19 protein-coding genes are annotated in these 20712 nt (G+C 69.2%); 9 read left to right on the forward strand and 10 right to left on the reverse strand.

Going from position 1 to position 20712, the window contains the following annotated elements:
- Positions 1 to 77 precede the first annotated feature (77 nt).
- The 7 genes from ACWPXE_RS29605 to ACWPXE_RS29635 form a co-directional block, all read right to left on the reverse strand.
- The gene (locus ACWPXE_RS29605) at positions 78 to 923 is read right to left on the reverse strand and encodes an IclR family transcriptional regulator (RefSeq protein WP_454020692.1); all 846 of its coding nucleotides are present in this window, start codon (positions 921 to 923) and stop codon (positions 78 to 80) included.
- A gap of 108 nt (positions 924 to 1031) precedes the next feature.
- Positions 1032 to 3785: a formate dehydrogenase subunit alpha gene (gene fdhF / locus ACWPXE_RS29610; RefSeq protein WP_174443849.1), complete on the reverse strand. Its 2754-nt coding sequence runs from the start codon at positions 3783 to 3785 to the stop codon at positions 1032 to 1034.
- Position 3786: 1 nt separating this feature from the next.
- A complete protein-coding gene (locus ACWPXE_RS29615; RefSeq protein WP_454020693.1) occupies positions 3787 to 5517 on the reverse strand; it encodes an NAD(P)H-dependent oxidoreductase subunit E in 1731 nt (576 codons plus the stop codon).
- Positions 5518 to 5634: 117 nt separating this feature from the next.
- On the reverse strand, positions 5635 to 7392 hold the full coding sequence (gene oxc, locus ACWPXE_RS29620; RefSeq protein ID WP_059399668.1) for an oxalyl-CoA decarboxylase: 1758 nt from the start codon (positions 7390 to 7392) through the stop codon (positions 5635 to 5637).
- A 41-nt stretch (positions 7393 to 7433) separates the two neighbouring features.
- Positions 7434 to 8123, reverse strand: coding sequence for a GntR family transcriptional regulator (locus ACWPXE_RS29625; protein ID WP_035673347.1), 690 nt, complete (start codon positions 8121 to 8123; stop codon positions 7434 to 7436).
- A 292-nt stretch (positions 8124 to 8415) separates the two neighbouring features.
- The gene (locus ACWPXE_RS29630) at positions 8416 to 9300 is read right to left on the reverse strand and encodes a lipid kinase (RefSeq protein ID WP_454020976.1); all 885 of its coding nucleotides are present in this window, start codon (positions 9298 to 9300) and stop codon (positions 8416 to 8418) included.
- Positions 9297 to 9974 carry an HAD family hydrolase gene (locus tag ACWPXE_RS29635; protein WP_103041554.1) on the reverse strand — a complete coding sequence of 226 codons (678 nt, stop codon included), beginning with the start codon at positions 9972 to 9974 and terminating at the stop codon, positions 9297 to 9299. Before ACWPXE_RS29635 ends, ACWPXE_RS29630 begins: the two co-directional genes overlap by 4 nt.
- 205 nt (positions 9975 to 10179) lie before the next feature.
- On the opposite strand from ACWPXE_RS29635, the gene ACWPXE_RS29640 reads away from it, so the two are divergent.
- From ACWPXE_RS29640 to ACWPXE_RS29650, 3 genes are all read left to right on the forward strand, one after another.
- Positions 10180 to 11295: an AI-2E family transporter gene (locus ACWPXE_RS29640; protein ID WP_454020694.1), complete on the forward strand. Its 1116-nt coding sequence runs from the start codon at positions 10180 to 10182 to the stop codon at positions 11293 to 11295.
- 326 nt (positions 11296 to 11621) lie between these two features.
- Positions 11622 to 12236, forward strand: a complete 615-nt coding sequence (locus ACWPXE_RS29645; protein WP_454020695.1) for a DUF2076 domain-containing protein — start codon at positions 11622 to 11624, stop codon at positions 12234 to 12236.
- A gap of 382 nt (positions 12237 to 12618) precedes the next feature.
- Positions 12619 to 13677 (forward strand): Glu/Leu/Phe/Val dehydrogenase dimerization domain-containing protein, encoded by a 1059-nt coding sequence (locus ACWPXE_RS29650; protein ID WP_454020696.1) that lies wholly within the window; start codon positions 12619 to 12621, stop codon positions 13675 to 13677.
- 7 nt (positions 13678 to 13684) lie between these two features.
- On the opposite strand, the gene ACWPXE_RS29655 is transcribed toward ACWPXE_RS29650, so the two are convergent.
- Entirely contained in the window at positions 13685 to 14350 is a 666-nt protein-coding gene (locus tag ACWPXE_RS29655; RefSeq protein ID WP_454020697.1) for a MarC family protein, read from the reverse strand.
- A gap of 197 nt (positions 14351 to 14547) precedes the next feature.
- Here ACWPXE_RS29655 and ACWPXE_RS29660 point away from each other — a divergent pair, with 197 nt between their 5' ends.
- From ACWPXE_RS29660 to ACWPXE_RS29670, 3 genes are all read left to right on the forward strand, one after another.
- The gene (locus tag ACWPXE_RS29660) at positions 14548 to 15588 is read left to right on the forward strand and encodes an alpha/beta hydrolase family protein (protein ID WP_454020698.1); all 1041 of its coding nucleotides are present in this window, start codon (positions 14548 to 14550) and stop codon (positions 15586 to 15588) included.
- A gap of 61 nt (positions 15589 to 15649) precedes the next feature.
- Positions 15650 to 16333 carry a class I SAM-dependent methyltransferase gene (locus ACWPXE_RS29665; protein WP_454020699.1) on the forward strand — a complete coding sequence of 228 codons (684 nt, stop codon included), beginning with the start codon at positions 15650 to 15652 and terminating at the stop codon, positions 16331 to 16333.
- 123 nt (positions 16334 to 16456) lie between these two features.
- The gene (locus ACWPXE_RS29670) at positions 16457 to 16690 is read left to right on the forward strand and encodes a hypothetical protein (RefSeq protein WP_454020700.1); all 234 of its coding nucleotides are present in this window, start codon (positions 16457 to 16459) and stop codon (positions 16688 to 16690) included.
- Positions 16691 to 16707: 17 nt separating this feature from the next.
- Here ACWPXE_RS29670 and ACWPXE_RS29675 read toward each other — a convergent pair whose 3' ends face one another.
- Positions 16708 to 17526 carry a hypothetical protein gene (locus ACWPXE_RS29675; RefSeq protein WP_454020701.1) on the reverse strand — a complete coding sequence of 273 codons (819 nt, stop codon included), beginning with the start codon at positions 17524 to 17526 and terminating at the stop codon, positions 16708 to 16710.
- A gap of 352 nt (positions 17527 to 17878) precedes the next feature.
- On the opposite strand from ACWPXE_RS29675, the gene ACWPXE_RS29680 reads away from it, so the two are divergent.
- The 3 genes from ACWPXE_RS29680 to ACWPXE_RS29690 all read left to right on the forward strand — a co-directional run bounded on the left by ACWPXE_RS29680 (position 17879) and on the right by ACWPXE_RS29690 (position 20027).
- Positions 17879 to 18658, forward strand: coding sequence for a response regulator transcription factor (locus ACWPXE_RS29680; protein ID WP_454020702.1), 780 nt, complete (start codon positions 17879 to 17881; stop codon positions 18656 to 18658).
- 200 nt (positions 18659 to 18858) lie between these two features.
- The gene (locus ACWPXE_RS29685; RefSeq protein ID WP_454020703.1) at positions 18859 to 19104 is read left to right on the forward strand and encodes an antibiotic biosynthesis monooxygenase; all 246 of its coding nucleotides are present in this window, start codon (positions 18859 to 18861) and stop codon (positions 19102 to 19104) included.
- Between the two features lie 26 nt (positions 19105 to 19130).
- On the forward strand, positions 19131 to 20027 hold the full coding sequence (locus tag ACWPXE_RS29690) for a sigma-70 family RNA polymerase sigma factor (RefSeq protein WP_454020704.1): 897 nt from the start codon (positions 19131 to 19133) through the stop codon (positions 20025 to 20027).
- A gap of 47 nt (positions 20028 to 20074) precedes the next feature.
- On the opposite strand, the gene ACWPXE_RS29695 is transcribed toward ACWPXE_RS29690, so the two are convergent.
- Entirely contained in the window at positions 20075 to 20704 is a 630-nt protein-coding gene (locus ACWPXE_RS29695) for a hypothetical protein (RefSeq protein ID WP_454020705.1), read from the reverse strand.
- Positions 20705 to 20712 lie beyond the last annotated feature (8 nt).

The following is a 20712-nucleotide window of genomic DNA, read 5'->3' on the forward strand; positions in this document are numbered from 1 at the left end:
GATCGCGCCTCCCGGCCGGCGCGAATTCGAATTCCGTAAGGGTGTTCCGGATCAGGCCCAGGGATCAGGCCCAGGGATCAGGTCGGGAAACGCCCGCCGATCTCGGCGGTCACCGCCGCGGCGGTGCGCTTGACCATCTCACCGAAGGCCACGACGCGGGCGTCGTCCAGGCGCCGGTTGGTGCTCGACAGCGACAGGGCACCGATGACGCGGGCCTGCTCGTCATAGATCGCCGCGGCGACACAGTGCAGGCCGCTGACCCGCTCCTCCTGGTCCACGGCGTAGCCGCGGTCGCGCGTCAGGATCAGCTCCCGGTGCAGCGCCGGGATCGACGACACGGTGGTCCGGGTGAACTGGCGCATGCCGCGCTGGGTCACGATGCTCTGCACCCGCGTGTCGGGCATGCCGGCGAGCAGCGCCTTGCCGACGGCGGAACAGTGCAGCAGCGTGCGGTCGGTGACGGGAAGCGCCGCCTGGGCGACGCGCGGGCCGCCGACCCGGTGCAGATAAATGGCCTCGCCGTTCTCCTCAACGGCCAGATTGACGACCTCGCTGGTCTCCTCCATCAGCCGGCGCATCCGCGGGCGGGCGACGTCGAGCAGGCTGCGCGTCTTCAGGAAGCCGGTGCCGGTCATGTAGGCCTGCACCCCGACCGCCCAGCCGCGCTTGCCCTGGTCGAAGCGCACGTAACGCTCCTCCTGCAGGGTGGTCAGCAGACGGTGCGCCGTGGAGGGCGAGAGATGCGCCGCTTCGGCCACCGCGGTCAGGCTCATCGGGCTGTCCGACTGGCCGAGGATGGTCATGATGCTCAGTGCCCGCGACAGCGACTGCACGAGATTGCCCTTCGCCGCACGGTCCACGGTTTCCGCGCGGCCTTCGGCCCGCAGGGCCGGGGGTGCCATCATCAGCGCTTGCGTCTTCATCGTCCCATCCCTCTCGAAATCGTCCGGCGCTGTTGCATCGCGCCGTTGTCGTCCTCGGGTGTGGCGGCCCCCGGTTCTCCCTTGCGGGGAGCGGGGGCCGCCGGTTGGCTATGCCGCCGGCTCGATGCGGGCCGCGGCGAACTTGAACTCGGGAATCTTCCCGTAGGGGTCCAGCTTCGGGTTGGTCAGCACGTTGGCCGCCGCCTCGGCGTAGCAGAAGGGCACGAACACCAGCCCGGACGGGACGTTGTAGTCCGACCGCGCCTTCAGCTCGATGGTGCCGCGCCGGGTGGTGACCTTCATGCGGTCGCCGCCCTTGGCACCCATCCGCCGCAGGTCCGCCGGGCTCATGTAGGCCACCGCCTCCGGCTCCAGATCGTCCAGAACCTGGGCGCGCCGGGTCATCGAACCGGTGTGCCAATGCTCAAGCTGGCGCCCGGTGGTCAGCACCATCGGGAACTCCGCGTCCGGCTCCTCCGCCGGCGGGATCACGTCGGCGGGGACCAGACGCCCGCGGCCGGTGGCCGTGGGGAAGCCGTCGCCGAACACGATCTCCTGGCCCGGATCGTCCGCGGACAGGCTGGGGTAGGTCACCGAGCGCTCGCGCTCCAGCCGCTCCCAGGTGATGTTGTCGAGCGACGGCATCGCCCCCTTCATCTCCCGGAACACGTCGCGCGGGTGCTCGTAATTCCAGTCCAGACCCAGGCCGCGGGCCATGGCGTTGACGATCCACAGATCCTGCCGGGCCTCGCCGGGCGGCGGCAGGGCCTGGCGGCCGAGCTGGACCTGGCGGTTGGTGTTGGTCACCGTCCCGGTCTTCTCCGGCCAGGCCGAGGCGGGCAGCACCACGTCGGCGTATTTGGCCGTCTCGGTCAGGAACAGGTCCTGCACCACCAGATGGTCGAGCTTGGCGAGCGCGTCGCGGGCGTGCTCCACGTCCGGATCGGACATGGCCGGGTTCTCGCCCATCACGTACATGCCGTTCAGCGAGCCGGCGTGGATCGCGTCCATGATCTCCACGACGGTCAGGCCGCGCTTGGAGTCCAGCTTGGTGTCCCAGAAATCCTCGTAGAAGGCGTGGACCTCGGGATCGTCCACCGGACGGTAATCCGGGAACATCATCGGGATCAGGCCAGCGTCGGAGGCGCCCTGGACGTTGTTCTGGCCGCGCAGCGGGTGCAGGCCGGTGCCGGGGCGCCCGATCTGGCCGGTGACCAGCGACAGGGCGATCAGGCAGCGCACGTTGTCGGTGCCGTGGGTGTGCTGCGACACGCCCATGCCCCAGAAGATGATCGAGCCCTTGGAGGTGGCGTAGAGGCGCGCGACCTCGCGGAGCTGCTCCGCCGGGATGCCGCAGACCGGTTCCATGGCCTCCGGGGTGAAGCTGGCGATATGGGCGCGCAGCTCCTCGAAGTCCTGGGTGTGCTCCGCCACATACCGCTCGTCGTACAGCCCCTCGCTGATGATGACGTTCAGCATGGCGTTCAGCATCGGCACGTCGCGGCCCGGCTTGAACTGCAGCATGTGGCTGGCGTGGCGCTTCAGCACCTGACCGCGCGGGTCCATGATGACCAGCTTGGCGCCGCGCTTGGCAGCGTTCTTGAAGAAGGTCGCGGCGACCGGGTGGTTCTCCGTCGGGTTGGAGCCGATGACGACGATCACCTCGGCGTCCTTGGCCGCCATGAATGGGGCCGTCACCGCGCCCGACCCGATGCCCTCGATCAGCGCCGCCACCGAGGAGGCGTGGCACAGGCGGGTGCAATGGTCGACGTTGTTGGTGCCGAAGCCGACGCGCACCAGCTTCTGGAACAGGTAGGCTTCCTCGTTGGAGCCCTTGGCCGAGCCGAAGCCGGCGAGAGCCGAGCCGCCCCGCTCGTCGCGGATCTTGCGCAGACCGGCGGTGGCGACCTCCAGGGCCTCCTCCCAGCTCGCCTCGCGGAAGTGGGTCAGCGGGTTGAGCGGGTCGATGTCCACGTCGTGCTTGGACACGCCCTCCTTGCGGATCAGCGGCTTGGTCAGGCGGTGCGGGTGGTGGATGTAGTCGAAGCCGAAGCGGCCCTTCACGCACAGCCGGTTCTTGTTGGCAGGACCGTCGCCGCCCGTCACCGACAGCAGCTTCTCGTCCTTGATGTTGTAGGTGAGCTGGCAACCGACGCCGCAATAGGGGCAGACGCTGTCCACCTTGCGGTCCGGGGCGGCGGCGAAGACGCCGCTGTTCAGGTCCACCTGGGTCTTCGGCATCAGCGCGCCGGTCGGGCAGGCCTGGACGCACTCGCCGCAGGCGACACAGGTGCTGTCGCCCATCGGGTCGGCGAAGTCGAAGACGATCGTCTCCTTGTGGCCGCGCAGCGCCATGCCGATGACGTCGTTGACCTGGACCTCGCGGCAGGCGCGGACGCACAGGTTGCACTGGATGCAGGCGTCGAGCTGCACCGCCATGGCCGGGTGGCTGAAGTCGGGCTTCGGCGCGCATTCCCGGCTGGGGAAGCGGCTGTCCGAGACCTCGAGGCGGTCGGCCCAGCGCCAGAACTTGCTGTCGGGGTCGTGGGCCTCCTCCCGCTTCGGCTGGTCGGCGACCAGCATCTCGATGACCATCTTGCGGGCGAACTTGGCGTTCTCGCTGGCCGAGCGGACGCGCATGCCCGGCGTCGGGTGGCGCACGCAGGAGGCCGACATGGCGCGCTCGCCGTCGATCTCGACCATGCAGGCCCGGCAGTTGCCGTCCGCGCGGTAGCCCGGCTCGTCGGCGTAGCAGAGATGCGGGATCTCGGTGCCCAGGCGGTTGGCGACCTGCCAGATCGTCTCACCGGCGTGGGCTTCGACGAGTTCGTCGTCGAGGTGGAACAGGATGCGGTCGCTCATATCACCGGACCTCCCCGCGCAGATCGTCGCGGAAGTGCTTCAGCGCACTCTTGAGTGGGTTCATCGCGGCCTGACCCAGGCCGCAGATCGACGCCGTGCCCATCAGCCGGGCGAGTTCCGTCAACAACGGCTCGTCCCACACCGGCTGCTTGATGAGCGCCACCGCCTTCTCCGTTCCGACGCGGCAGGGCGTGCACTGGCCGCAGCTTTCGTCCTCGAAGAAGTCCAGCAGGTTGCGCACGACCTTGCGCATGTCGTCCTGGTCCGACAGCACGACCACCGCGGCGGAGCCGATGAAGCAGCCGTGCTGCTCCAGCGTGCCGAAGTCCAGCGGGATGTCGTCCATGCTGGCGGGCAGGATGCCGCCCGACGCGCCGCCGGGCAGATAGCCCTTCAGCGTGTGGCCGTCGGCCATGCCGCCGCAATACTCGTCGATCAGCTCGCGGATGGTGACGCCGGCGGGGGCCAGCTTCACGCCCGGGTCCTTCACATGACCGGAGACGGAGTAGCTGCGCAGGCCCTTGCGGCCGTTGCGCCCGTGGCTGCCCCACCAGTCGGCGCCCTTCTCGAGGATGTCCCTGATCCAGAACAGCGTCTCGACGTTGTTGATCAGGGTCGGGCGGCCGAACAGGCCGACGACCGACGGGAAGGGCGGCTTGTGCCGCGGCAGGCCGCGCTTGCCCTCGATGCTCTCCAGCATCGCGGACTCCTCGCCGCAGATGTAGGCCCCGGCGCCGCGCCGCAGATGGATGCGGGTGTGCCCGGCGAGGCCGGCCTTCTCCACGGCGGCGATCTCGTGCTCCAGCACCTCGCGGATGTGCGGGTACTCGTCGCGCAGGTAGATGTAGACGTCGGTCGCCTCGACCACCCAGGCGCCGATCAGCATCCCTTCCAGGAAGCGATGCGGATCGTTCTCCAGATAGAAGCGGTCCTTGAAGGTGCCCGGCTCGCCCTCGTCCCCGTTCACCGCCATCAGGCGGGGGCCGGGCTCATGGCGGACGAAGCGCCACTTGCGGCCGGTCGGGAAGCCGGCGCCGCCGAGGCCGCGCAGGTTGGCGCCCTCCAGCTTGCCGAGGATGTCGTCCACCGGGACGTTGCCGGCGAGACAGTCGGCGAGCAGGCGGTAGCCGCCCTCCGCCTTGTACTGCTCCAGGCTGACATAGGTGGGGAGCTGCGGGTGCGTCTCGCCGTTCTTCACGGCGGTGACCACGCTCTCGACCGTGGCGTTCTCGTGCAGGGCATGGCCGATGGCCACCGCCGGGGCGTTGTGGCAGGCGCCCATGCAGGGCGCGCGCACCACCCGGACGTCCGGCCCCATGTCGGCGGCCTTCAGCTCGTCGAGCAGCTTTTCGCCGCCGGCCATGCAGCAGGACAGGCTGTCGCAGACCCGGACGGTCACGGGCGGAGGGGCTTCCTCCCCGTCCATCACGATGTCGAAGTGGGCGTAGAAGGACGCCACCTCGTACACCTCCACCAGGGCCAGCCGCATCTCGTGGGCGAGCGCCGCGAGATGGCGGGCGTGCAGCCCGTGATAGGTGTCCTGCAACAGGTGCAGATGCTCGATCAGCAGGTCCCGCTGCCGGGACCGGTCACCGAGAAGGTCCTGCACCTCCGCCAGGGCCGCCGGATCGACCTGCCGGCCCTTCGGCTGGGGCCGGGTGTTCCGGCGCCCCGAACCGGGATGGATGGCGCGCCTTTTGTTGTCGTCTTTGGCGACGATGGCCGTGTCCATGTCCGCCCTCCCCTCTCGTCTCAGGCTGATTCTTAGTAACGCTGGGATGTCGTGCCGTCGTTTGGAACCGCCCCCCGATTTTTCGGGGGGCTTAATTTTTTATAATTTAGGAAGGCGTTACTGCTTAGGACCCTTGCGGACGGCGCTGGTGGGGTTGAGGCTGCCGATGTTGCCGCTCTCCGACCCGGCGTTGGGGTCGATCACCGCGTTGATCAGCGTCGGCCGGCCGCTGTCCATCGCCGCGCTGACCGCGCGGTACAGCTCGTCCGGCGTCGTCACGTTGACGCCCTCGCCGCCGAAGGCCTCCATCATCTTGTCGTAGCGCGAGTCCGGAACGAAGACCATCGGCGACGGGTCCGACCCGCCCGTCGGGTTCACGTCCGTCCCCTTGTAGATGCCGTTGTTGTTGAACACCACGATGCACACCGGCAGGTTGTAGCGGCAGATCGTCTCCACCTCCATGCCCGAGAAGCCGAAGGCGCTGTCGCCTTCCACCGCCAGCACCGGCTTGCCCGACTCCACCGCAGCGGCCACCGCGAAGCCCATCCCGATGCCCATCACGCCCCAGGTCCCGACGTCCAGGCGCTTGCGCGGCTGGTGCATGTCGATGATCCCGCGCGCCAGGTCCAGCGTGTTCGCCCCCTCGTTCACCAGCAGAGCCTCGGGACGCTCCTGCACCACCCGGCGCAGCGCGCCGAGCGCGCCGTGGAAGTTCATCGGCGAGGCGTTGCTCATCAGCTTGGGCGCCATCTTGGCGATGTTCGCCTCCTTGCGCGCCGACACAGCCCCCGTCCACTCCGCCGGCGGCGGCGTCCAGCCCTTGGCCATCCCGGCGGTCAGGGCCGACACGCACGACCCGATGTCGCCGACCAGCGGGGCCACGATCGCCACGTTGCTGTCCATCTCGCGCGGCTCGATGTCGATCTGGATGAAGGTCTTCGACCCCGGCTCGCCCCAGGTCTTGCCCTTGCCGTGCGACAGCAGCCAGTTCAGGCGCGCCCCCACCAGGACCACCACGTCGGCGTCCTTCAGCACCATCGAGCGCGCCGCCCCCGCCGACTGCGGGTGGGTGTCGGGCAGCAGGCCCTTGGCCATGCTCATCGGCAGGAACGGAATGCCGCTCTTCTCGACCAGCTCGCGCACCGCCTCGTCGGCCTGGGCGTAGGCGGCGCCCTTGCCGAGGATGATCAGCGGCCGCTTGGCGCCCTTCAGCACCTCCAGAGCGCGCGCCACCGAGTCCGGCGAGGGCAGCTGCGCCGGGGCGGCGTCGACCACCTTGACCAGCGAGCGGGCGCCCTCGGCGGCGTCCATGACCTGCGAGAACAGCTTGGCCGGCAGGTCGAGGTAGACGCCGCCCGGACGGCCCGACACCGCGGCGCGGATGGCCCGGGCCACGGCGATGCCGATGTCCTGGGCGTGCAGCACGCGGAAGGCTGCCTTGCACAGCGGCTTGGCGATGGCCAGCTGGTCCATCTCCTCGTAGTCGCCCTGCTGGAGATCGACGATCTCGCGCTCCGACGAGCCGGAGATCAGGATCATCGGGAAGCAGTTGGTGGTGGCGTTGGCCAGCGCGGTCAGGCCGTTGAGGAAGCCCGGCGCCGAGACGGTCATGCACACGCCCGGCTTCTTGGTCAGGAAGCCGGCGATCGCCGCGGCGTTGCCGGCGTTCTGCTCGTGGCGGAAGGAGATGACCCGCAGCCCCTCGCCCTGGGCCATGCGCAGCAGGTCGGAAATCGGGATGCCCGGCACGACGTAGAGGTTCTCGATGCCGTTGAGCTTGAGGGCATCGATGACGAGCTGGAAACCATCCGTCAGCGCCGGTTCCGCATCGGTGGCGGCCGTGGCTTGGTTGTTGAGGACTGTGACGGCTGACATAAGGGTTACTCCTCCCCGACTCTTATTCGGTTCACGATCGGTCAATCGAGAAAATCGCAGTGCTGTTCGACATGGCGGGCCAGCCCCAGCGTGTGCTCGCGCACCCGCCGCTCGGCCAGGTCGGCGTCGCGCCGGGTCAGGGCGTCGATGATGTCGCGGTGCTCGACGATGGACGTCTCGGCCCGGCCGCCGCGGCGCATGGTGACGCGGCGGATGGCCCGCATGTGGATGAAGAAGCGGTCGGTCAGGTCGGCGATGAGCGTGCAGCCCGAGGCCTGGATGATCGACTGGTGGAAGGCGACGTTGGCGTCGGAATACTCCAGCACGTGGTCGGCCAGCTCGCCTTCGGCGAAGCGGTCGAAGGTCTCGTGCAGGTCGGCCATGCCGCGCTCGTCAGCGCGCTCGACGAAGAGGCGGGCGGCCATGCCCTCCAGCGCCGCGCAGACGGTGATCATCTCGATGATCTCCGCCTTGGTCTTGCGCACCACGAAGATGCCGCGCCGGGGCATCGAGCGGATGAAGCCCTCCTGCTCCAGCAGCGCCATGGCCTCGCGCACCGGGGTGCGGCTGACGCCCAGCGCCTCGCAGAGCTGGCGCTCGTCGAGGCGGATCTCGCTCGGCCCGCCGTAGATGTCCATCTGGGTGATGGCTTGGCGCAGCGACTGGTAGGCCTTGGCCTTGAAGCTCATCCCCTGATCCAGGGGTGCGACCGAGAAACTCATCGTCTGCATGGCTGTTCCCGTCCCTGACTCTTCTTTCCCTCGCGTAGGAGGGTCCCCGGCTGAAGGGGTTTGGGCCGCGGTTTCGTTGCCCCGGAGAAGGGAAGCGGCTTGGATTGGTGATACGGTATACCAGATACCACTAGCCCGCAAGCGATTATGTTCGCTCAGCGAACTGTTTCACGAACGCACTTGGAATGGAGGGGGAATGTCGCGCCGGGGTTGTGGGGATGGCTGATGCTTTGCCCCCACCCTGGCCCTCCCCCGCTGTGCAGCGAGGGAGGGCCAGGGTGGGGGCAAGTCCTCACCGCGGCGGCGCGATGACCGCGACGGCTCCGGGCCGTACGCGGAAGCGCGCCGGGGTGTGGGTGGTGATGTCGCCATCGGTGTTCACCGGGCGGCGGTGGCGGGTGGTGATCTCCACCTCCTGCCCGTACCAGGCATGTACGTTCTTCCAATGCCCATGCCGCCCGCGCCGGAAGTCCGGGTACAGCAGGGGCCACTCCCACCAGCCACGCAGGTCGATGCTGTAGACGTCCAACTGCCCGTCGTCGGGAGCGGCGTTCTCCTGCACGGTCATGCCGCCGCCGTAATGGCGCCCGTTGCCGACGCCGATCTGCACCGACTTGACGCGGTGTCGCGCCCCGTTGATGCGGATCTCGGCACGGAAGGGCGCCATACGCCGCGCCACGCGAAAGGCCGCCACGGCGTAGCCGAACACGCCCCAGCGCCGCTTCATCTCGCGCGTCAGTTCGCGGGCCAGCTCGACGCTGAGACCGATGCTGGCGACGTTGAAGAAGGCCACACCGTTGACCTCGCCCAGGTCGATCCGGCGAATCGGCCCGCTGACCGCCAGCTTCGCCGCCTCCCGCACGTCCAGCGGGATTCCCAGCGTGCGCGCCAGATCGTTCGCCGTGCCCATGGGCAGGACGGCGAGCGGCAGACCGGTGTCGGCCAGCGCCGAGGCGGCCGCGTTCAGCGTGCCGTCGCCGCCCCCGATGATGACCATGTCCACCGAGTCGGCATGGTCGCGGATCGCCTCGGCGATGTCCTCCCGCTCGCGGCACTCGGCGCGGATCAGGGTGACGCCCGCCTTCGCGGCCTCCTCCCGGATGTCGTCGAGCGCGCGCTGCCCCTGGCGGGCCTTCCCGTTGACGATCAGCAGCGCGCGGCGTCGGTCGGCGCTCAGCGTCGGCCTCCCACCTCGTCCAGATGCTCCAGCAGGCTGGCGGGGTCCTCATAGACGCGGAAGGCTCCCGCCCGCTCCAGCTCGTCCTGCCCGTAGCCGCCGGACAGCAGCCCGATGCTGAGCGCGCGGGCGCGCCGCGCGGCCAGGATGTCCCACACGCTGTCGCCGACCACGATGGCCGTTTCGATGGCGACGCCGAGCCGCTCCGCCGCGGCCAGGAACAAGTCGGGGTCGGGCTTGGCGTATTTCACCTGATCGCGCGTCACCACCGGCACTTGGTCCGGGTCGACGCCCAGAGCCTCCAGCCCGGAACGCGCCGTCTCGATCCGCCCGCTGGTGGCGATGGCCCAGGGGATGCCCGCCGCCGTCAGGTGGGACAGCAGCTCCTGCGCGCCTGGCAGCGGGCGGACGCGCCCGGCCAGCCCGCGGAACGCCTCGGCGTGGCGGCGGCGCAGCCGCTCCAGAAGCTCCGGGCTGATGGCGAGGCCGGTCTCGCGCAGCAGCATGTTGGCGAACAGGCCGCCGCTCATGCCGATCTTGCGGTGGATGCGCCAGACCGACAGCTCGATCCCCTCATGGTCCAGCGCCTCCTGCCAGGCCAGCACATGCTGGTAGACGCTGTCGATCAGTGTGCCGTCGAGGTCGAACAGGAAAGCCGTGTTGATGCGGTCCATGGCGTGTGTCCCCAAGGCTGAATCCCGCTCCGGCGGAGCCGGCCCCAGTGAGTTGGTGGCAGCTCCACTGCACCGCAACGTCTCCCGGATGGCAATTCTGCGCCCCCTGCACCGAATGGGGCGCAGCGGAACTTCGGCGCCGGTTTCGCGTCAAGCTCATGCTGCCCAACCGGCAGCGCGGCGCAACAGCGGGGAGCGGACGGCTTTGGCACAGCGTGAGGACGCGGACGGGAACCGGGGCTGGTCCATCGACCGGATGACGCTCGGCCTCTGGCTGCTCGGCCTGCTGGCCGCCTTGGCCGTCCTGTGGGGCCTCAGCGCCGCCTCGCCGGTGCTCATCCCGCTGGCCGGCGCCTTCTTCGTGGCGGTCGCCGTGGCTCCGGTCGGGCGCTGGGTGCGCGACCGGGTGCCGCCGCGGCTGGCCCTGCTCGGCCCGCTCGCCGCCATGCTGACGGTGCTGCTGGTGCTGGCGGTCTTCGCCGGAGGCCTGTGGTTCATCGGCCAGCGCGTGGCCGGCGAGGTGCCGCGCCACGCCGAGGAGCTGCAACGGCTCTGGGGGGAGGCGAACGGCTGGATCAACGGGCTGCGCGAACGGTTTCTTGGCGACTCCGGCAGCAGCGACTCCGGCGGCGGCGGGGCGGAGGCGCTGTCCGGTCTCGCCGCGTCGGTGCTGACGGTGGCGCGGGAGGCCGTCTCGACGCTGGTCATCGTCCTCTTCCTCGCCCTGCTGATGCTGGTCGAGGCGCCGGTCTGGCGCGAGAAGATCGTCAAGACGCTTGGGCCGGAGCGCTGCGCCACCACCGTCACCGCGGTCACCGCCATCGCCCAGCAGTTCCGCCGCTTCCTGCTAGTCAGCACGACGCTGGGGCTGATCACCGGGGCGCTCTACATCGGCTGGCTGTCGCTGTTCGGGATCGACTTCCTGTTCCTGTGGGGCTTCCTTGCCTTCCTGCTGAACTACATCCCGGTGATCGGGTCGGTGGGAGCGGCCACGCTGCCCGTGCTGATGGCGCTGGCCCAGGGCGGCTCGTCCACCGCCCTGATGGTCGCTGGCGGGCTGCTGGTGATCGAGCAGGTGATGGGCAATTTCATCGGCCCGCGGCTGGAGGGCAAGCAGCTCGCCATCTCGCCCCTGGTGATCGTCAGTTCGCTGCTGCTGTGGAGCTGGCTGTGGGGGGCCGCCGGGACCGTTCTGGCGGTGCCGATGACCGTCCTGATCGCCATCGCGCTCAGCCACATCGACGCGCTGCGCCCCTTCGCCTTCGTGCTCAGCGACAAGAGCGACCGCCGCCGCTTCGAGGAGCGCACAAGGCCCGAGTAACGCAGCGCTGTTTTTCCGTTATTTTTCTGGCGCCCCCCTCTCTTGACAGGGTTCCCGGCCCTCCCCACGTCTCCGGGACCTGTGATCCGGGCCCCTCTGGCGACTTAGACGTGGTCGCGATGTCGGATCTCTTCACCTGCTCTTGCGCCGACGGGCGTGACCGCACTTGGAGGGACTGAATGCTCCCATGGACCCGCGATCCCCAGACCTCTCCCACACTCCCTACTGCCTTTCGGCCCCCTCCGGACGCCGCCGCCCACCCAATGGACGACGCGCCGGGGCACGCCCGGACCATCCCTCAAACCACCGAGAGCACGAGCACCGCCATGGACCAGACCGAACGCCAGATCATTGACGACCTCTTCGCCAAGCTGCGTCAGGCCGAGGCCCAGTCCGGCCCACGCGACCCGCAGGCCGAAGCCCACATCCGCGACACCATCGCCCGCCAGCCGGGCGCGCCCTACCTGATGGCCCAGGCCATCGTCATGCTGGAGCAGGCGCTGGCCGCCTCGCAGAACCAGAACCAGGAGCTGGAGCGCCAGCTTCAGGAGCGCCCGGCCGCGGCGGCCGGCGGCGGCGGCATCTTCGGCGGCCTGTTCGGTGGCGGCGCCGCCAAGCCCGCCCCGGCCCCGCAGCAGCGCCCCGGCGGCTCCCCCTGGGGTCAAGCGCCCGGCGCCGCCCCGGCCTACGGTGATCCGCGCGTTGCGGCCTACGCCCAGCAGCCGCAGCGGGCCGGTGGCGGCTTCATGGCCGGCGCCATGCAGACCGCCATGGGCGTGGCCGGCGGCATGCTGATCGGCAGCGCGCTGTCCAGCGCCTTCTCCGGCGGCGGCGAGGCCATCGCCCAGGAGGCCCAGGGCGCCATCGATCAGGTGGCCGAGGAGATCCCCAGCGAAGAGGATTCGTGGGGCGGCTTCGGCGGGGACGAGGAGGAATTCTGATCCCTGCGGGAACCGGCCGGGTGGCCTCCCCCCACCGCCCGGCCGGTTCCCGGCCTCCTTCCTTTTGAGAGCGGACCGGAAATTATCGTTCGCGGTCCCGTCCGCGACACTTTCCCGCCGCCAGACCGCCCTGCCGCTCATCTCCTTGCTTTTTGCAGGCCAGCCAACCGTCCGTCTTGCCAGCATTTTCATGCGCATCTAGTTTCCTTCAAGAGAACAGCCCGTCGCTTCCCCGCCCGACCATGCAGGGGTGAAGCACAGGGCAAGGAAAAGCGGACACGCCGTACCACCGCACGGCGCGCGGAACACTTCCGCGTGCAACGCCCGAGCTTTGCGTCACGGTGATCCCCGCTTTTCAAAAAGAAAAAATTTGGAGGAAACCGTGCCGCTGTTCGACCATCCCGATTTCGACGACCATGAGCAGGTGGTCTTCTGTTCCGACACGGCGTCCGGCCTGCGCGCCATCGTCGCCGTCCACGACACCGCGCTCGGCCCGGCGTTGGGCGGCTGCCGCATGTGGCCCTACGCCAGCGACGAGGAGGCCCTGCGCGATGCGCTGCGCCTGTCGCGCGGCATGACTTACAAGTCGGCCCTGGCCGGCCTGCCGCTGGGCGGCGGCAAGTCGGTCATCATCGGCAACCCGCGCACCGACAAAAGCGAGGCGCTGCTGCGCGCCATGGGACGCCACGTCGAACGGTTGGGCGGACGCTACATCGTCGCCGAGGATTCCGGCACCGGGGTTCCCGACATCAAGACCATGGCGCAGGAAACCGCCCATGTCTCCGGCGTGGTCGAGAAGGCGACCGCAAGCGGCGGCACGCGCAGCGGCGACCCATCCCCCTCAACCGCCTACGGCGTCTTCGTCGGGCTCCGCGCGGCGGTGCTCCACCGCCTGCACCGCACCGACCTGGAGGGGCTGACCGTCGCCATCCAGGGCGTGGGCAGCGTCGGCGGGCATCTCGCCCGCTATCTGGCCGAGGCCGGGGCGCGGCTGTGGGTCGCCGACATCGACGAGGCGCAGGCCCGCCGCGTGGCCGACCGCGTCGGCGCCACACCGGTGTCCGCCGACGCCATCTTCGATCTGGAGGTGGATGTCTTCGCCCCCTGCGCTCTGGGCGCCGTCCTCAACGACGAGACGATCCCGCGGCTGACCTGCCCGGTCGTCGCGGGTGCTGCCAACAACCAGCTCGCCGAGGCCCGGCACGGGCAGGCGCTGGCCGACCGCGGCATCCTCTACGCCCCCGACTACGTCATCAACGCCGGCGGGGTGATCGACGTCTATCACGAGCGCGCCGGTTACGACCACGGCCGCGTGATGAGCCACATCGAGCGGATCGCCGACACGCTGACGGAGATCTTCGCCCGCGCCGACATGGAACGCAAACCGACCGCCGCCGTCGCCGACCGCATGGCCCGCCAGCGCGTGGGGCGCGCCCGCTGAATCAGGCTCAACGCCCCGAAGCCAGCACGGGGAAGGCGTCCAGGATGCCGGTCAGCAGGATCTGCACGCCGACGCAGAACAGCAGGAAGGCGAACAGCCGCGTCAGCACGCGGGCGCGGGTGTGGCCGAGCAGAGCCACCAGCCGGTCGGCGGAGCGGTAGGACAGCCAGATCAGCAGCGCGATGGCCAGCGCCGCCGCCGACACGCCGATGAAGAAGTTCGTAAGGCCGGCGGTGTCCCCCGGGCGGGTGGCGCCGAGCGCGATGGCGACGGAGATGGTGCCCGGGCCGGTGGTGAAGGGAATGGTCAGGGGGAAGAAGGCCGATTCCCCGACATCGGAGTCCCCGGCCTCCTCCGCCGGTGCGGCCTGCTCCTGCTTGCGGGCCTCGTGGGCTTCCGGGGCGCTCAGCAGCGCCCAGGCGCGCTCCGCCACCACGAAGCCGCCGGCGATCCGCAGCGCCGCCAGCGAAATGCCGAAGAAGTTCAGCACGTAGGACCCCGCCCACAAGGCGGCCAGCATGACGATGGCCGAATAGACGGCAACCCGCGCGGCGAGCTGCACCCGCTCCTTCGGGCTGCGCTCCGCCGTCACCTGGCTGAAGATCAGCGCCATGGCGATGGGGTTGACGATCGAGAACAGCGCCGTGAAGGCGAGAAGGAAGCTGTCGAACATGGGACGGGCCGACCTGTGCCTTGGCGGTTGGCGGGGCGCACCGCCGTGGTACAGGCCGGCCCGTTTCTTGGCAAGGAGCCATGATTTGTGGACCCCATTGTTCAGGCAGGAAACACCGTGCTTGCCGTTTGACCGGCAAGACGGCCACACTCCCCCCAACGGGGAAGGCCTCGTGACGTGATGCCGGAGGGGTTGCGATGGGTCCGCAGACACGGCGGTGGGTTCTGGCTCTTCTGATGACCGGGCTGCTTCCGGTCCTGCCCGCGCGGGCGGAAACGCCGGCCCAGTTCCGGGCGGCGGTGTCGCAGATCGCCTACGCCGATCCGGGCACGGGCAAGACGGTGCCGATCCTGCTCTTCTACCCCACGCGCGATCCCGTGCAGCCGATCCGGCGGGGACCCTATCACCTGAACGTCGCCCCGGAGGGCGGACCGGCGCTGGATTCCGTGCCGCTGGTGATGATGACCCAGGGACCGGCGCGCAACGGTCTGGCGATGGTCAGCGTCGCCCTGTTCCTGGCGCGCCGCGGGATGATGACAGCCATCGTGACCCATCTCGGCGGCATGGAACCGGACGCGGATCCCAGGGCCGGCAAAGGCGACCGGATCGGCACCGTGCCGCTGTGGTCGGAACTGCCGCTGCAACTCCGCGCGGCTCTGGACGCTTTGCTGGACTCCTCGCCCATGGGCTTCCGGGTGGACCGGCAGCGCATCGGCGTGCTCGGCTACGCGTCCGGTGGCCATGCAGCGCTGGCGGCGGCGGGCGGGGTCGCCGATCCGGGACGGCTGGCCCAGATCTGCGTCACCCACCCCGACGACCGGACCCTCTGTCCGGCGGGCGCCAAGACCGCCGCCGCGGCCTCGCCGAAGCGGCTGGAGGCCGCCAGCGATCCGCGCATCCGCTCGCTGCTGCTGATGGACCCGGTCGGCGCCCTGTTCGCGGACGGCGCGCTGTCCCGCGTCACCGTCCCGGTCCGGCTGTACGAGGCGGAGAAGGGCGACGAGAGCGGCGCCCTCCAGGTGGCGCGGGTGCGCGGCCTGTTGCCCCAGCCGCCGGAATACGACCTCGTTCCCGGTGCCGGCCACTACGCCTTCCTGACACCGGTCCCGGCCAGCGCCGCCGCCCGCTTCGGAGCGACGGTGCAGGACCCGCCGGGCTTCGACCGCGCCGCCTTCCACACGCGGCTGAACGACGAGGTCCTCGACTATTTCCGGCGGACGCTGAACGCCGCGCCCTGACCCACCGGGGCCGGAACGCCGCCCAACACCTGCCAACCATCAAGAAAAACGGAAACGCACCATGACGACGTTGACCCTGAAGGACGCCCTGGCCGAGGTTCTGGACCCACGGGACCGGACCGTGGTGGATGTCGGCTGCGGCGACGGGTCGCTGACCCGCCATTTCGCGGGACTCGGCGCCCGGGCCATCGGCATCGAGATCAGCGAGGGCCAGCTCGCCCGCGCCCGCAAGGCGGAGCCGGTGGCCGGCGCCGACTACCGCGTCGGCAAGGGGGAGGCGCTGCCGCTGGAGGACGCGTCGGTGGATGCGATCGTCTACTCCAACAGCTTCCACCACCTGCCGCTGGCGGTCATGGCCGACGCGATGGCAGAGGCGGCGCGGGTTCTGAAGCCCGGCGGAACGCTGGTGGTGGTGGAGCCCATCGCCGAGGGCGCCTATTTCGAGGTCATCCTGCCCATCGAGGACGAGACGGAGGTGCGGGCCGCCGCCTACGACACGCTGAAGCATCCGCCGCTGCCGTTGCAGACGGTGGACGAGACGGTCTACAGCACCGTGGTGCGCTACCGCGACGCCGATCATTACCTGACCCACGTCACCGCCGTGGACCCGGTGCGGCGCGAGCGCCTGCCTCCGGTGGAGGCCGAGGTCCGCCGCCGCTTCGCCGCCAACGGGCGGACCGACGCGGAGGGGATGACCGCCTTCGACCAGCCGATGCGGCGCATAGTCTTCAAGAAGCTGCCTTAAGCACGCACCACTTGGCGGCGATACGGCGGCATGCCAACATGAGCGCCGCCGTTTGGTCACAGGCGCGCCATCGCGCGTCCGGGGCATAGTGGAGCGGCGTCACCCTTTCGAAGGTCGAAGACCATGCCCCGCCCCACCCTGTCCCGCTCCGGCCTGCCCCGCTCCGGCTTGTCCGCCGCCATCCTGCTCTTCCCGGCGGCCTTGCTTCTGACCGGTTGCGGCGTGGTGGTCGCCACCGTGGACACGGCGGCCAGCGTCGCCGGGTCCGCGGTCAGCGTCGCGGGCGACGTGGTGTCGGCCACGGCCCATGTGGCGACCGCGCCCTTCCGCGGCGGCGACGAGAAAAAGGACGAATAACGCTCAGCGCCGGACGCTCAACGCCGGAACAGGCGGCGCCACCAGGGGCTCTGCCGCCGCGCCAACTCGGTCACCAGAATACGGCACTGGTCGCGCATCGCCTCGTAAGCGGCGACCTCGGCCTCGCGGTCGCGGCGCAGGCCGTCCAGCGTGCCGGTCAGCCGCTCCAGCCGCTTCTCCAGCTCCGCGCCGGTCCGTCGTTCCTGCTCCAGCGCCGCCTGCGCCTCTTCGCTGCGGCGCTCCGCCGACTCGATGCGCTGGCGGAAGCCGCGTTCCCGCGCCTCCGTGTCGGCGATCAGCCGTTCCACGAGGTCACCGATGCGTTTGCGCTCGGCCTCGCGGTCGGCCTGGAGACGGTCCAGCGCCACCGCGTGGGACAGGCGCAGGGCGGCGATCTCCGCGTTCACCGCGGACAGGCGGTCCTCCGCGTCCTGAAGCGCGCGGGCCATGCCCTGCTCGCGCGCCGAGGTCTCGGCGATCAGCGTCTCGACGAGCTGGTTGATGCGGTCGCGCTCGGCCTCGCGGTCGTCCTGGAGGGTCCCGACCTCCCCGGAACGCGCCCGCTCCACCTGCCCGATGGCCTCGCGCCAGCGTTCGCGTTCTGAGGCGTGCTCGGCGATCACCCGCAGCCGCTCCGCCCGTTCGCTGTCCGCCGCAGCCTCCGCCTTGGCGATCTGTTCGCCCAACGTGGCGACCTGATCCCCATAGACGCGCAGGAGTTGCGTGGTTTCCTCCGACGGCGCCTTCGCCGCGCGCTGACGGGTGGTCCGCTTGGCCGGCACCGCGGGCGGAGGCGTCGTATCCTCGGCGTTGGAGAGCGGCATCATCTCGGTCATCGCGGCTTATCCTGACAGTCGGGCCTGCATCGCCACAGTAGCGCGTCCCGCGCCCTGCGCACAGGAACCTTTTTTCCATAGGCCGGGGCCGGGAGACGGTCCGGTACATAGACTGCCGAGAATTCATCTCGCATTTTCACGAATTTCGTCGGCAAATTTTCCAAAATCAGGTCTGTTAACAGGTTTTAAAACCGCTTTAACGCCGACTCCCGCCTCTCGCCAAGGTATTAACACCAACGATTGACAGTACGGATTTCGATTGGTTTTTTGAATGATGTTTGCAGGCGCGAAAAAGACTTTTCCTAAAAAGCAAAACAATCGCCCTGGTCGATCCGATGCTGCGGAGAACCCCATGCGTGCTGTTCTGGTTGAACCGAACCCCCTGATCGCCGACGCGCTCGGCCGTCAGCTCGGCATGGGGAAGATCCGCTACGACCGCCAGGACTGGGCCGGGCTGGAGGAGCTTCTGCAACAGCAGGGGGCGGAAGGACTTGGCTACGACGCCATCGTCCTGGGCAGCGTCGACGACCCGGCGCGCTGCGTGGCGGCGCTGCGGGCGCATCAGGTCGGGGCGGCGATCCTCTGCCTGCTCGACCGGCGCTGCGTGACGACGACGGTGGAGCTGCTGCACGCCGGGGCCGACGACGTGCTGGTCAAGCCGGTGGTCAGCGCCGAGGTGCGGGCGCGCATCGAGGTGGCGCGGCGGCGCTCGCGCGGCTTGCTGAGCAACGCGGTGCGGGTCGGGCAACTGACGGTGTTCCTCGACGGGCGCGACCCGGAGGTCGCCGGCGAGCGGCTGCGGCTGAGCCAGCGCGAGCACGCCATCCTCGGCGTGCTGGCCGCCCATCACCGCCGCGTCGTCTCCAAGGAGCACATCTACGACGAGGTCTACGGCCTGTCCGGCGCCGACCCGCTGGACAAGGTCATCGACGTCTACATCTGCAAGCTGCGCAAGAAGATCGCCGAAGCCACCGGCGGCGCCCGCTACATCGAGACCGTCTACGGACGCGGCTACAAGTTCGAGGCCCCGCCCGAGCATGAGGACCCTGCCCCGGCCCTGCAGGCGCGCCGGGTGTTGCCGGGCTACGCGGCGTTCGGGCGCGGGATTGGCGAGGCGCGGCTGGCGGGGTGAGGGCGGACACGATCTGAATGCCGCGCGCTTCCCTTTTTCGTCCGGCATGTCACATTTCGCGGGCAGGCGTTGTCATCCCCTTCGTGGCTGCACTTTTGAAGGAGGTGACGATGGCCAAGGACATCGCAACGATTGACCCTGGGTCCCCATGCCTGACGCTGATAAACGTTTATGAGGTCGAGCCGAAGAAGTAGGCTGCCTTGGCGAAGGCCCTTTCGGAATCGACCGAAAACACCATTCGCCACCAGCCCGGCTTCATGTCGGTCTGCATCCATTGCAGCCTCGACGGAAAGAAAATCGTGAACTACGCCCAATGGGCATCCAAGGAGCACTTCGAGGGCTTCATGAAGAAGCCCGAGACGCAAGAGCAACTCAAACAGTTCGCAGGCCTCGCGACGTCGGTCACGCCAAGCCTCTACACGGTCGAAGCCGTTCACGCCGAATAACGAAGGAATGGCAAAGCGGCAGGACCATGGACGACATCCCCACCGACCCATCATTCTCTGAAATTCGCCCCCGCCTCATCCGCCTCGCATACCGGATGCTCGGATCGGTGGCGGATGCCGAGGACATCGTCCAGGATGCCTATCTCCGCTGGCTGGCGACTGACCATGGGACGGTCCGACAGCCGGCGGCCTTGTTGCACACCATCGTCACGCGCCTTTGTCTGAACGAACTGAAATCCGCGCGGCGCAGACGCGAAACCTACATCGGGCCGTGGCTGCCGGAGCCCATCGTTGACGTGGGGGAATTGGATTCCATCGACGACATCACGCTTCCGTTGATGATCGCGCTGGAGCGTCTGTCGCCGTTGGAGCGAGCGGCCTTTCTGCTGCACGATGTTTTCGGCATGGGGTTCGATGAGGTCGCCAGCGCCATAGGCCGTGAAGCCGCAGCATGCCGCAAACTGGCCGGCCGGGCGCGTGAGCATATCCAGGCGGCTCGCCCACGCTTCCTCGTGACGGAAGAGCATGGGCTGGAGATCGCTGCGGCGTTCTTCGCCGCGTCGCGCGACGGTGACATGGACCGGCTGCGTTTGCTTCTCGCCGATGATGTCATTGCCAGCGCGGACGGCGGTGGCAGGGTGCCGGCTTCGCAACGTCCATTGATCGGAATCGATGAGGTAATGGCGCGGCACGTCCAGCTTGCGCAGGAGTTCAACCAGTCGCCGTCCTTTCTCATACGCTATGCCATGATCGACGGGCTTCCCGGCTTCATCTCCGTCGAGGGCGGCCGGATCGTGCAGACCACCGCCTTGCACATCGAGCAGGGAAAAATCTTCGCAATCTACATCACCAGAAACCCGGACAAGGTGCGGCACCTGGACGGGCACTGTCGCGGAGTACGGATCGAGATCGAGCAGAGCTGAGGCCGATCAACGGCTTCAGCCCGTTCCCTTCGGGTTTCGACGGACGCTCAACCCGACCAGTCCGCGCTGAGAGCCTCCTCTTCCAGATCCAGCCAGGCCCCGGCCAGCGGCCCCACCGTCAGGTCGCCGCCCAGGCCCGCGTCGCCCATGGCTCCGGCGAACCCGTCCTGCATGTCGGCCAGCGCGGCGGAGGACAGGCCGCCGCCGGTCTGCAGCGTCACGTCGAACCGCCGCCCCTCCCCCGCCGCGACGAGCTGCACCGCCCCCAGCGCCGGCAGCCGCATCTGCAGAACCAGCGCGCTTCCCGTCTGAAGGTCAACCCCGTCGGAAATGGCGCAGAGCAAACCGCGGCAGCCGCCCACCACAGTGCCGTCCATTACCGGGATGCTCAACACCCGCCACTCCCGCCCGTCCGCGGTGCGGCGGTGGCGCGGCGCCAGCGCCAGGTCGAGATCGTCCAGCAGGGCGCCACCGTCGAGCTGCTCCAGCAACCGGCAGCGTTTCGGCCCCAGCCACGCCCGCGCGCCGTTGGCGGTCGCCGCCAGGAAGAAGGCCAGCCCGAGGCCGAAGGTGGAATCGCAACGCGGCAGCCCGCCGCGCAGCTCCTGCGCCGCCCGCGGGTCCAGCGCCTCCACCACCGCCAGCAGATGGCCGACCTCGGCAACCGCGTCCGGCATGAGCACAC

The organism is Azospirillum sp. Marseille-Q6669 (genome assembly GCF_965111635.1).

Coding starts and splice junctions, on each gene's coding strand:
- ACWPXE_RS29605 (WP_454020692.1), bottom strand. CDS start 923: ATGAAGACGCAAGCGCTGATGATGGCACCCCCGGCCCTGCGGGCCGAA.
- fdhF (WP_174443849.1), bottom strand. CDS start 3,785: ATGAGCGACCGCATCCTGTTCCACCTCGACGACGAACTCGTCGAAGCC.
- ACWPXE_RS29615 (WP_454020693.1), bottom strand. CDS start 5,517: ATGGACACGGCCATCGTCGCCAAAGACGACAACAAAAGGCGCGCCATC.
- oxc (WP_059399668.1), bottom strand. CDS start 7,392: ATGTCAGCCGTCACAGTCCTCAACAACCAAGCCACGGCCGCCACCGAT.
- ACWPXE_RS29625 (WP_035673347.1), bottom strand. CDS start 8,123: ATGCAGACGATGAGTTTCTCGGTCGCACCCCTGGATCAGGGGATGAGC.
- ACWPXE_RS29635 (WP_103041554.1), bottom strand. CDS start 9,974: ATGGACCGCATCAACACGGCTTTCCTGTTCGACCTCGACGGCACACTG.
- ACWPXE_RS29645 (WP_454020695.1), top strand. CDS start 11,622: ATGGACCAGACCGAACGCCAGATCATTGACGACCTCTTCGCCAAGCTG.
- ACWPXE_RS29655 (WP_454020697.1), bottom strand. CDS start 14,350: ATGTTCGACAGCTTCCTTCTCGCCTTCACGGCGCTGTTCTCGATCGTC.
- ACWPXE_RS29660 (WP_454020698.1), top strand. CDS start 14,548: ATGGGTCCGCAGACACGGCGGTGGGTTCTGGCTCTTCTGATGACCGGG.
- ACWPXE_RS29665 (WP_454020699.1), top strand. CDS start 15,650: ATGACGACGTTGACCCTGAAGGACGCCCTGGCCGAGGTTCTGGACCCA.
- ACWPXE_RS29670 (WP_454020700.1), top strand. CDS start 16,457: ATGCCCCGCCCCACCCTGTCCCGCTCCGGCCTGCCCCGCTCCGGCTTG.
- ACWPXE_RS29675 (WP_454020701.1), bottom strand. CDS start 17,526: ATGACCGAGATGATGCCGCTCTCCAACGCCGAGGATACGACGCCTCCG.
- ACWPXE_RS29680 (WP_454020702.1), top strand. CDS start 17,879: ATGCGTGCTGTTCTGGTTGAACCGAACCCCCTGATCGCCGACGCGCTC.
- ACWPXE_RS29690 (WP_454020704.1), top strand. CDS start 19,131: ATGGACGACATCCCCACCGACCCATCATTCTCTGAAATTCGCCCCCGC.
- ACWPXE_RS29695 (WP_454020705.1), bottom strand. CDS start 20,704: ATGCCGGACGCGGTTGCCGAGGTCGGCCATCTGCTGGCGGTGGTGGAG.